The following is a 10,965-nucleotide window of genomic DNA, read 5'->3' as shown; positions in this document are numbered from 1 at the left end:
AGGCGGCCCCCTCCCCCCCCCCCCACCCCCCCCCCCCCGGGGGGGGGGGGGGGGGGGGGGGACCCCGCGGGGGGGGGGGGGCCCCCGGGACAGAGCGCCGAGCCCGGTCTCGCCCCCTCCACCGCTTCGCGGTCCCCCTCCCCCGCAAGCGGGGGAGGAGAAAAGTAGCCGTCCTCAAAGGAAACTTGCCCACCTATTCAAACGGCCGTTAGACTTCACCCATGTCCGACGACCTGACCGAGGCCCAGAGCGCCGCCATCCCGCCCGGCTACGCCCAGCTGAACTGGACGCGGGGGTTCGGCCGACAGATCGGGCCGCTGTACGAGCGCACCGACGGCCCCGGCGAGGCCACCCTGGGCTTCCAGGTCGAGGAGCACCACACCAACGGCCTGGGCGCCTGCCACGGCGGTATGCTGATGAGCTTCGCCGACATGGCCTGGGGCCGGCTGATCTCGCTGAAGAAGTCCTATTCCTGGGTGACGGTGCGGCTGATGACCGACTTTCTGTCGAGCGCCCAGCTGGGCGAATTCGTCGAGGGCCGGGGCGAGCTGCTGGCCGAGGAAGACCTGGTCTTCACCGTGCGCGGCCGCATCTGGACCGGCGAGCGCACCCTGATGACCGGCACGGGGATCTTCAAGGCCCTGTCGCCCCGCAAGCCCCGTCCCGGCGAGATCGCCTTCCGCGAGGAGGCCTGAGCATGGCCGACGACCAGACCCTGACCGCCTCGCTGCTGGCCACGTTCGAAGGCAAGCCCCCGCCCGCGCCCGCCTGGTTCGAGGACGCGATCGCCATCGCGCCCGAGCGCTCGACCATCGAAGTCCAGGGCGTCGACATCGAGCTGCTGACCTGGGGCGAGGTCGGCAAGCCGGGTCTGCTGTTCCTGCACGGCAACGGCGCCCACGCCGACTGGTGGAGCTTCATCGCCCCGTCCTTCGCCAGGGACTGGCGGGTGGCGGCGATCTCGTGGGCGGGCATGGGCAGCAGCGGCTGGCGGGAGGCCTACAGCGCCGACACCTTCGCCGCCGAGGCCTTCGCCGCCGTCGAGGCCGCGCAGCTTGAGGCGGGCGGACACAAGCCGATCTTCGTCGGCCACTCGTTCGGCGGCTTTCCCACCCTTTTCTGCGCTGTTCGCCATGCCGAACGGCTGCGCGGGGCGATCCTGGTCGACAGCAGCATCCAGCCGCCGGAGAAGCGCTGGAAGGGTCCGCCGCCGCGCTCGGGCAAAGGCATGCCGATCTATCCCAGCCTGGAGGACGCCTTGTCGCGCTTCCGCCTGGCCCCGCCGCAGCCGTGCGAGAACCTCTACATCGCCGACTTCATCGCCCGCCGCTCGCTGCGGCAGACCGAGGGCGGTTGGACCTGGAAGTTCGACCCCGCCATCTGGCACAAGTTCTCGATGCCGGATCTCGGCGAGATGCTGACGCAGATCGCCTGCCCGGCCGCCCTGATGTGGGGCGAGCGGTCCGGGCTTATGCACGCCGAGACCTTGGATTATATGATCGCGCAGATGCCCAAGGACGTGCTGCGCTTGCCCATCCCCGACGCCGACCACCACGTGATGCTCGACCAGCCCCTGGCCTTCGTCGCCGGGCTCCGCGGACTGCTGGCCGCCTGGGCCTGACCGTGGGCGGGAAATCCAACGGACCGGTGCTGGTCTACACGCCCGATCGCGGCATCGGCGACCTGATGTGGCACCTGCCGACCATCCGGGCGATCGCCGCGACGACGCCCGAGGGCCAGGTGGTGCTGGCCGCCCGCCCCGCCAGCCGCGCCGCCGAGGTGCTGGCGGTCGAGCCGACAGTGTCCAAGGTCGTCCTGGCGCCGAACTACAAGGACAAGCTCAAGGGCTTCCGCGAGGTGCTCGACTTCCTGAAGATCTGCCGCACCGAGAAGCCGCGCGCGGTGTGGATCCTGGAAAAGATCGACCGTCCCGCCATCGCCGCGGCCCTGGCCGGCGTGCCCGAACGGCGGGGCTTTGGCCTGGGTCACGGCCAGGAGGGCTGGCTGAACACCGGCCCCTATCTGCCCAAGGCCATGCGGCCGGCCCACCGGATCGACAAGCTCGCGGCCTTCGAGAAGGCTCACGGCCTGACGGTGACCAGCCGCGAGCCGGAACTGAAGCTGGATCCCAAGGCTCTGGCCGCCGTGGCCGCTCGCTACGCCGACAGGCCCGGCCCGTGGCTGACCCTGGGGATCGGGGCCAGCGAGCTGCCGCGCACCTGGCCGGCCGAGCGCTTCGCCCAGACCGCCGCCGCCCTCTCCGACCTCTTCGGCACGGTGTTCTGGATCGGCGGCCCGCACGAGGCCGAACGGGCGAAGGCCGCGATCGGCGACCTGCCGGGCAATGTCGTGGCCTGCGACCTGACGCTGGACCAGTCGGCAGCGCTGATCGCCCTGTCGGCCGGATTCCTGGGCAACGACTCGGGGCCGCTGAACGTCGCCGCCGCCGTCGGCACGCCCGCAGTGGGCCTGATGGGCACCAGCCCCGTGCCCGCCTATTCGCGCTGGCTGTCGATCCTCGACGGCGGCCAGGGCCGCATCACCGACATCTCCGTCGACCAGGCCGTGGACGCCGTGCGCGCCCGGTTCGTGGCCGAAACCTGGGACAATCGGTCCGTCGTGGACGCTTGAGCCCCGGGCCCCGCCGTTGTATCGGCGATATCCGACACTCTTTTCCACAGGGACGAAACGACATGGCCGGCGACTACCACCGCGGTGAAATGGACATCCACGAGCAGGTCGCGACCTATGACGCGTTCGGCAAGATGACCAAGTGGGGCTCGCTCGCCATCGCCGTGCTGCTCACCTTCATCACCCTGCTGTTCTGCACCCCGGCCGGCTTCATCGGCGCGGCCGGCGCGGCCGTCGTGCTGGCCGTTCTGGGCGTTGTGTTCCTTCGGGAAAAAGCCGCCCCGGCTCACTGACACCGGTAGACATCGGCAATTTTTTGCGCCCGATGCGCGGACAATCCTCGACAAAGGGCAAGAACATCCCCTAAAGAGCGCTCCAAGCTGCTGGAGCGGCGTTCGACGAAAGTGTTAGCTTTTCGTCGAACGTCGCTTCAACTTTGGGATCTTGGACCGGCGCGAAACGCGCCGGTTCGGAGAGCGAACAACGCTCCGGGGGAGGTATGCCGATGGCCGTCATCGCCGTCACGAAAGAAACCCGCGCAGGCGAGACGCGGGTCGCCGCGACGCCCGAGACCGTCAAGAAACTGATCGGCGCCGGATTTTCGGTGACCGTCGAGGCCGGCGCCGGAACCGCCGCCTCCTATCTCGACGCCGACTACGAGGCGGCCGGGGCCAAGCTGGCCAAGTCCGCCAAGGACGCGATCAAGGACGCCGACGTCCTGTTCAAGGTCCGCGCGCCCGAGGCCGCCGAGATCGCGGCCCTGAAGAGCGGCGCGATCGTCGCCGCGGCCCTCAATCCCTACCAGGACAAGGACACGCTGAACGCGCTTGCAAAGGCGGGCGCCAGCGCCGTCGCCATGGAGTTCATCCCGCGCATCACGCGGGCCCAGGTGATGGACATGCTGTCCAGCCAGGCCAACCTCGCCGGCTATCGCGCCGTGATCGAGGGAGCCGAGGCCTATGGCAAGGCCCTGCCGATGATGATGACCGCCGCCGGCACCGTCGCCGCGGCCAAGGTGTTCATCATGGGCGTGGGCGTCGCCGGCCTGCAGGCCATCGCCACCGCTCGCCGCCTCGGAGCGGTCGTGACCGCCACGGACGTGCGCCCCGCCACCAAGGAGCAGGTCGAGAGCCTGGGCGCCAAGTTCCTCGCCGTCGAGGACGAGGAGTTCAAGAACGCCCAGACCGCCGGCGGCTACGCCAAGGAGATGTCGGCCGAGTACCAGGCCAAGCAGGCCGAGCTGGTCTCCAGCCACATCGCCAAGCAGGACATCGTCATCACCACCGCCCTGATCCCGGGCCGCCCCGCGCCTAAGCTGGTCAGCGCCGCCCAGGTGGCCTCGATGAAGGCCGGCTCGATCCTGGTCGACCTGGCCATCGAGCAGGGCGGCAATGTCGAGGGCGCCAAGCTGAACGAGACCGTGGTCACCGCCAACGGCGCCAAGATCCTCGGCCACGCCAACCTGCCCGGCCGCATCGCCGCCGACGCCAGCGCGCTCTACGCCCGCAACCTGTTCGCCCTGTCGAGCCTGTTCCTCAACAAGGAAGGCGCCTTCGCGCCCAACTTCGAGGACGAGATCCTGCAGGCCGCCGTCGTCACCAAGGGCGGCGAGATCGTCCATCCGAACCTGAAGACCGCCTAACCGGCATAGAAAGGGAGGCTCCCATGGAAGCCGTCGACCCCACCGTGTTCCGCCTGGCGATCTTCGTGCTCGCCATCTTCGTCGGCTACTACGTGGTCTGGAGCGTGACGCCCGCGCTGCATACCCCGCTGATGGCCGTCACCAACGCCATCTCCTCGGTGATCATCGTCGGCGCCTTGCTGGCGGCCGCCGCGCATGGCGCCACGGGCGAGGCCGCCGCCGGTTCGGTGTGGATCTCCAAGGGGGCCGGCGCTGTCGCCGCGGCCTTCGCGGCGGTCAACATCTTCGGCGGCTTCCTCGTCACCCAGCGGATGCTGGCCATGTACAAGAAGAAGCAGAAGTAAGCGGACCGAGGGGGAGCAAAGACCATGAACGCCAATCTCGCCGCCGTCCTGTACCTCGTCTCCGGGGTGCTGTTCATCCTGGCCCTGCGCGGGCTTTCCAGCCCCGAGACCAGCCGCAAGGGCAACACCTACGGCATGGTCGGCATGGCCATCGCCGTGGTCACCACCCTGGCCACCCTCTGGAGCCAGGGCGCGCTCGACGCCGTGACCCTGGGCCTGATCGTCGGCGGCGTCGCCGTCGGCGGCGGCGTGGGCGCGGTGATCGCCCGCAAGGTGCCGATGACCTCGATGCCGCAGCTGGTGGCCGCCTTCCACTCCCTGGTCGGCATGGCCGCCTGCCTTGTGGCCGTGGCCGCCATCTATACGCCGGCCGCCTACGGCATCGTCGGCGAGGACGGGCATATCCACCTCAACAGCCTGATCGAGCTGTCGCTAGGCCTGGCCATCGGCGCCATCACCTTCACCGGCTCGGTCATCGCCTTCGCCAAGCTGAACGGCAACATGGGCGGCGCGCCGATCCTGCTGCCGGCCCGCCACCTGCTGAACATCCTGATCGCGGCCGCCATCGTCGCCCTGATCGTGGTGCTGGTCGTCACGGGCGGAGAGGCCAAGTGGGCGTTCTGGGGCATCTTCGCCCTGTCCTTGCTGATCGGCGTCACCCTGATCATTCCGATCGGCGGCGCCGACATGCCGGTCGTGGTGTCGATGCTGAACAGCTATTCGGGCTGGGCGGCGGCGGCGCTGGGCTTCACGCTGGAAAACACCACCCTGATCATCACCGGCGCTCTCGTCGGCTCGTCGGGCGCGATCCTGTCCTACATCATGTGCAAGGGCATGAACCGCAGTTTCGTCTCGGTGATCCTCGGCGGCTTCGGCGCCGACGCCGCGGCGGCCGGCGCGGGCGGCAAGGTCGAGACCCGCCCCGTCAAGCAGGGCTCGGCCGACGACGCGGCCTTCATCATGAAGAACGCCAGCAAGGTGATCATCGTCCCGGGCTACGGCATGGCCGTTTCCCAGGCCCAGCACGCCCTGCGCGAAATGGCCGACAAGCTGAAGGAGGAGGGCGTCGAGGTGAAGTACGCCATCCACCCCGTCGCCGGCCGCATGCCGGGCCACATGAACGTTCTGCTCGCCGAGGCCAACGTGCCTTACGACGAGGTGTTCGAGCTGGAAGACATCAACAGCGAGTTCTCGACGGCGGACGTCGCCTTCGTGATCGGCGCCAACGACGTCACCAACCCGGCCGCCAAGACCGACCCGACCAGCGCCATCTTCGGCATGCCGATCCTGGACGTCGAGAAGGCCCGCACCGTCCTCTTCGTCAAGCGCGGCATGTCGTCGGGCTATGCCGGCGTCGAGAACGAGCTGTTCTTCAAGGACAACACCATGATGCTGTTCGCCGACGCCAAGAAGATGGTCGAAGGCATCGTGAAGGGGCTCTGATCCCTTCGCCTTCGGACAAACGAAAGCCCCGGCCGAAAGGCCGGGGCTTTTTCGTTTCCGGCAAAGCAAAGGCCCCGGTTGTTACCGGGGCCTCCGCGGCGGATCGATCTGCATGGGCTGCTTCAGTAAGCGGCCACCGCGACCGGAGCCAGGCGGCCGGCCGAGGCCAGGGCCTGACGCTGCTTCTTCGACAGCTTGTCGTTGATTTCGGCGCGCACCTCGATGGCGCAGGCGCGACGCGACAGCAGGTCGAGGCGCTCCTTGGAGGCGCGGGCGCGGCAGAAGCGCTTGGTGGCGTCGGCGGCGCGGGCGTCGAACTCGGCGGCGTCGGCCGGGTCGGCCAGGTTCAGGTCGCCGACCCGGACCGTGATGGCGCGCTCGCCGGCGTGGGCGGCCTGGGTGATGCCGATCAGCGGCACGGCGGCCAGGGTCAGCGTGGCGATGGTGGTGAGGCTGATCATGAACTTGCGCATCTGGGTCTTCCCTCTGTTCCAGGGCGCGTCCGCCGCGCCTCCATGAGCAAAGGTGTACTGAATGATACTTGAAGAGTCCCGTTAAGTGTCGTTCATGACTCCGTATTCATAGTATTTCCTACATTTAATATTCTAAAATTTACGTAATGTTTGACAAATACGCGACATCGCAAAGCCAAGCTCTCGCCAGCGCTAAGGCGCAGCTGCCGCCTTTCCGCCCGATGGCTCGTGCAGATAGCCGCGTTCACGATCGCGAAAGGCCAAGCCTCTAAAAACGACGCCGGTCGCGCAGCCTGCCGATCAGCAGGCCCAACTTCAAACGCCCGGCCGCGCCGCAGCGCGCCCCAGGGCCTCCGACCGACCCACGAGGTTCCGCCCCTTGGCGCCAGACACACAGGCCCAGCCCGCTCGCAACTACGCCCTGGTCATGACGCTCGGCTTCGCCGTGGCGCTGGCCGCGGCGTCCGTACCCGCGGCGCGCGCGCTGGCCGACCTGATCGCCCCGGCGCCGATCGTCGAGCCCGTGGCGACGGCCCCCGCGACGCCGCAACCGGCCCCGCCGCCTCCGCCCGCCTACGCCTTCGACGCGCCCCTGCCCGGCCGCGAGGTCGCCTCGCCCTTCGGCCTGCGCCAGCTGCCCTGGGAAGAGGGAGGCCGCCTGCACGAAGGCGTCGACATCGCCGCCCCGTCCGGCACGGCGGTGAAGGTCGCCGCCGACGGCATCGTCGCGCGCACCGGGACCGATCCCGGCTATGGCCGCTTCGTCGAGGTCCGGCACAAGGACGGCTTCGCCACGCTCTACGCGCACCTCGGCCGCAATCTCGGCATGAAGAAGGGCGTCTATGTAAAGCGCGGCACGCCGATCGCCGTGGTCGGCGACAGCGGCCGCTCAACCGGCTCGCACCTGCATTTCGAGATCAGCCGCAAGGGCCGGCCGCTGAACCCCGCCCACTTCCTGGACAAGACCTTCGCCAGCGCCGAGGACCTGCCGCTGAAGGCCGCCGCCCGCGTGCCGCGCAAGGTGCGCCTGGCCCACGTGTCGCGCTGGCCTGACGGCATGAAGGAAAAGGTCGCCGCCCGTCGCGCCGGCAAAAGTCAGGCCGTACGGGGCGGAGACGGCCGGGTGCGCGTGCGGATCGAGGTCGCGGCCAGTTAGTCCCGCTCGGACCCTTCGCCCAGCAGCAGGTGGCCGAACCAGCTGACCACGCCGATAACGATCGCCCCGAAGATCCCGGCCCAGAAGCCGCTCACCGCCAGGCCCGGCAGTATGTAAGCCACCAGCCCCAGCATGGCGGCGTTCACCACCAGCAGAAACAGCCCCAGCGTCACCAGGGTGATCGGCAGGGTCAGCAGCACCACGACGGGGCGCACCACGGCGTTGACCAGCCCCAGCAGCACGGCGGCGATGGCGATCGTCTGCCAGCCCGCGGCGTGGACGCCCGGCACGATGCGTGAGGCCAGCCACAGGCCCAGGCCCGCGAACAGGGCGCGTAAGAGAAAGCCGGTCATGCGGTGCTCCCCGAAATCGGCGCCGACCCTGACGCTCGCGAAAGATGCGCACAAGCCCCCTTCGCGCCAGCCATGCGAAATGTCGACAAGGCGACGGTGGACCTGTTCAATGCGGCGTACTGTCGAAGAACCGGCCTAGGCCGCTTGGAGCCGCCGCCGTGACCACAGCCCCCCTTTCGCGCCTCCTGATACCCGATCGGCGCTACGCGTGACCGCGGCTCCGACGCCTGAACAGGTTCAGGCCTGCGACCGCGAACCCATCCACATCCCCGGGGCCATCCAGCCGCACGGTGTGCTGCTGGCCCTCGATCGCGACACCCTGACGGTGCGCATGGCCGCCGGCGACGTCGCCGGCCTGCTGGAAGCCGATACTTGGCTCGACCAGGCGGTCGGCGCCCTGATCGGCGACGAGTTGGCGGCCCAGGTCGCCGCAATCTCGAACTCGCGTCCGGCCGGCGGCTTCATCGGGGTCCTGCGCCTGGGCGGGCGCAATCTGGACCTCAGCGCCACGGTGCAGGACGATCTGGTCCTGCTCGAGATCGAGCCGGGCCTGGAGCGCCCCATGGCCGGTTCGCAGATCCTGGCCCACCTTGAGGCCGCCGCCGCAGCCTTCGAGCGCTGTCCCGGCCTGAAGACGCTGTACGATCGCGCCGCGCTGGAATTTCGCCGCCTGACCGGCTTCGACCGGGTGATGATCTACCGCTTCGGCGACGACGAAGCCGGCGAGGTGGTCGGCGAGGACCGCGCCCATCACCTCAAGAGCTTCCTCAACCACCGCTTCCCGGGTTCGGACATCCCCAAGCAGGCCCGCGCCCTCTATGTGCGCAACCTGGTGCGGGTGATCCCCGACTGCGCCTATGCGCCCGCCCCGCTGGAGCCCGCGCCGCAGGCTCCGCTCGACATGAGCGACCTGGCCCTGCGCAGCGTCTCGCCCGTCCACATGCAGTACATGCGCAACATGGGCGTGGTCGCCTCGGCCTCGGTTTCGATCGTCAAGGACGGCCGCCTGTGGGGCCTGGTGGCCTGCCACCACAACAGCCCGCGCCTGCTGCCCTACGAGATCCGCGCCGCCTGCCGCGCGCTGGCCGGTGGCCTTGCCCGCCAGATCAAGGCCAAGGAAGAAGCCGAGACCTGGCGCGAGAAGCTGCGCCTGCGGGCCCTGGGCGACGACCTGACGGCCGTTCTGGCCCAGTCCGACGTCGGCGACCTGTCGCTTGAGGAACACGCCTCCGACCTGATCGCCCTGGGCGACGCCGACGGCGTGGCGGTGTTCCGCGACGACCGGATCGAGACGGCCGGCAAGACGCCGCCGCATACGGCCCTGGCGATGCTGCGCGACTGGCTTCTGGAGGTCGACGCCGGCGGCGTGATCGCCACCGAGCGCAGCGAAAACCTGTTTCCCGGCGCCGGCGCGTTCAGGAGCTGGGCCTCGGGCCTGATGGGCGTGGTGATCGAACGCACGCCGCTGCTGGCCGTGCTGTGGACCCGCGCCGAGGAGGTCGAGGTCGTGCGCTGGGCCGGCGATCCCTACCGCACCGCCAAGGCGGCCGGCGGCGACGGGGCGCTGACCCCGCGCGCCTCGTTCGACGCCTGGACCGAAACGGTGCGCGGCCGCTCGCGCCCGTGGAGCGCCTCGCAGACCGAGGCCGCCCTGCGCCTGCGCCAGGACCTCCTGGATCTGCGCCGCGCCCGCCGTACGTCCGAGCTGAACAGCCAGCTGCGCGCCACCCTCGACGACAAGGACGACCTGCTGCGCCAGAAAGACTTTCTGCTGCGCGAGGTGAATCACAGGGTCCAGAACAGCCTGGCCCTGGCCGCTGGGTTCCTGACCATCCAGATGAAGGCCATCGACGATCCGGCCGCCCGCGCGCCGCTGGAGGAAGCCAGCCGCCGCCTGACCGCCGTGGGCCTGGTGCACCGCCGGCTCTATCGCGGCGACCAGCTGGAGACGGTCTCTCTGGACCGCTACCTCGTGGAGCTGGCCGAGGAACTGGTGGAGTCGCTGGGCCGGGAATGGGCGCGGATGATCCGCGTCGACGCGGCCCCCGCCACGGTCTCTACCGACAAGGCCGTGACGATCGGCCTGGTGGTCACCGAACTGGTGATCAATGCGGTGAAGTACGCCTATGCCGGCCGTCCCGGACGGGTCGACATCGGCCTCACCGAACAGGGCGGCCGCGTGCGCATCCTGGTCGCCGACCAGGGCGGCGGCAAGCAGGGCCCGCGCGTCGGCTTCGGCAGCAAGATGATGGACGCCATGGTCCGCCAGCTGGCCGGATCCCTGGCCTATCACGACAACAATCCGGGCGTGCGCGCCGAACTGGACGCGCCGGCGGGTTAGCGCGCCGGCGCCGGCAGCGGTCGTCTCGGCGAGGGTCCGTAGGCGTTGGGCTGCTCGGAACCCGGAACCAGCGCCAGGACGACGAAGCCGACCAGGCCGACGACCGGAACCAGCACGGCCAAAGCCAGCCACCAGGCCGAGACCCCCAGGTCCTGCAGACGGCGGGCCGCGCCCGCCATGGCGATGACTAAGGCCGCCAGGCCCAGGCCGAGCGCCAGCAGGTCGAAGGCGAGCAGGGCCAGTTTCTGCGTCGCGCCCATGCCCATCAGGAACAGCGGCGCGCCCAGCAGCGCGAGCCCCGGGACCAGCAGCCAGACCGTGCTCAGGAAATCGACACGGTCGCCGCGGCCGTTGAAATCGAACCAAGCCTTCATCGCTCGCCCACACCCCACTGCACAATCCAAAATTGCAAACTATGTTTATGGGTGTAATTTTTCATTTGCAATCCACAATTCCGCGGCGCTCCCTCCGCGTCCGCGCGCCGGAGCCCCGTCTCGGCGCCTCTTGCAATTTTGAGAATGATCGTTCATTTTTTTGAGAATGAACGTTCATTCCGCCATCGAAATGTCCAATACCTGAGCC

At 69.2% G+C, this 10,965-nt stretch carries 12 protein-coding genes; 9 read left to right on the top strand and 3 right to left on the bottom strand.

The annotated features are described in order from the left end of the window. Positions 1-221: 221 nt before the first annotated feature. The 7 genes from P7A99_RS07120 (at position 222) to P7A99_RS07090 (ending at position 6,060) form a co-directional block, all read left to right on the top strand. Positions 222-695, top strand: coding sequence for a PaaI family thioesterase (locus P7A99_RS07120; RefSeq protein ID WP_277793206.1), 474 nt, complete (start codon positions 222-224; stop codon positions 693-695). 2 nt (positions 696-697) lie between these two features. Beyond that, positions 698-1,621, top strand: coding sequence for an alpha/beta fold hydrolase (locus tag P7A99_RS07115; RefSeq protein ID WP_277793205.1), 924 nt, complete (start codon positions 698-700; stop codon positions 1,619-1,621). 65 nt (positions 1,622-1,686) lie between these two features. Then, a complete protein-coding gene (locus P7A99_RS07110) occupies positions 1,687-2,631 on the top strand; it encodes a glycosyltransferase family 9 protein (protein ID WP_277793218.1) in 945 nt (314 codons plus the stop codon). A 62-nt stretch (positions 2,632-2,693) separates the two neighbouring features. Then, positions 2,694-2,924, top strand: a complete 231-nt coding sequence (locus P7A99_RS07105) for an aa3-type cytochrome c oxidase subunit IV (RefSeq protein WP_058349899.1) — start codon at positions 2,694-2,696, stop codon at positions 2,922-2,924. Between the two features lie 206 nt (positions 2,925-3,130). Then, positions 3,131-4,273: a Re/Si-specific NAD(P)(+) transhydrogenase subunit alpha gene (locus tag P7A99_RS07100; protein WP_277793204.1), complete on the top strand. Its 1,143-nt coding sequence runs from the start codon at positions 3,131-3,133 to the stop codon at positions 4,271-4,273. A gap of 23 nt (positions 4,274-4,296) precedes the next feature. Then, the gene (locus tag P7A99_RS07095; protein ID WP_277793203.1) at positions 4,297-4,617 is read left to right on the top strand and encodes a proton-translocating transhydrogenase family protein; all 321 of its coding nucleotides are present in this window, start codon (positions 4,297-4,299) and stop codon (positions 4,615-4,617) included. A 24-nt stretch (positions 4,618-4,641) separates the two neighbouring features. Continuing rightward, on the top strand, positions 4,642-6,060 hold the full coding sequence (locus P7A99_RS07090; protein WP_277793202.1) for an NAD(P)(+) transhydrogenase (Re/Si-specific) subunit beta: 1,419 nt from the start codon (positions 4,642-4,644) through the stop codon (positions 6,058-6,060). 122 nt (positions 6,061-6,182) lie between these two features. On the opposite strand, the gene P7A99_RS07085 is transcribed toward P7A99_RS07090, so the two are convergent. Further along, positions 6,183-6,533 carry a UrcA family protein gene (locus tag P7A99_RS07085; RefSeq protein ID WP_277793201.1) on the bottom strand — a complete coding sequence of 117 codons (351 nt, stop codon included), beginning with the start codon at positions 6,531-6,533 and terminating at the stop codon, positions 6,183-6,185. Positions 6,534-6,912: 379 nt separating this feature from the next. Here P7A99_RS07085 and P7A99_RS07080 point away from each other — a divergent pair, with 379 nt between their 5' ends. Then, entirely contained in the window at positions 6,913-7,689 is a 777-nt protein-coding gene (locus P7A99_RS07080) for a M23 family metallopeptidase (protein WP_277793200.1), read from the top strand. Here P7A99_RS07080 and P7A99_RS07075 read toward each other — a convergent pair. Further along, positions 7,686-8,042, bottom strand: a complete 357-nt coding sequence (locus P7A99_RS07075; RefSeq protein WP_277793199.1) for a phage holin family protein — start codon at positions 8,040-8,042, stop codon at positions 7,686-7,688. The genes P7A99_RS07080 and P7A99_RS07075 overlap by 4 nt on opposite strands. 208 nt (positions 8,043-8,250) lie before the next feature. Between P7A99_RS07075 and P7A99_RS07070 the strand changes: the two genes are divergently transcribed. Continuing rightward, positions 8,251-10,383, top strand: coding sequence for a histidine kinase dimerization/phosphoacceptor domain -containing protein (locus tag P7A99_RS07070; protein ID WP_277793198.1), 2,133 nt, complete (start codon positions 8,251-8,253; stop codon positions 10,381-10,383). Here the strand turns inward: P7A99_RS07070 and P7A99_RS07065 are convergent. Next, complete coding sequence (locus P7A99_RS07065; protein WP_277793197.1) at positions 10,380-10,757, bottom strand: DUF805 domain-containing protein; 378 nt, start codon at positions 10,755-10,757, stop codon at positions 10,380-10,382. The genes P7A99_RS07070 and P7A99_RS07065 overlap by 4 nt on opposite strands. Positions 10,758-10,965: the final 208 nt, after the last annotated feature.

Source organism: Caulobacter endophyticus (assembly GCF_029543245.1).
GTDB lineage: Bacteria > Pseudomonadota > Alphaproteobacteria > Caulobacterales > Caulobacteraceae > Caulobacter > Caulobacter endophyticus_A.
The sequence above is the reverse complement of the archived record's forward strand: the minus strand, read 5'-3'. Positions and strand labels throughout refer to the sequence as shown.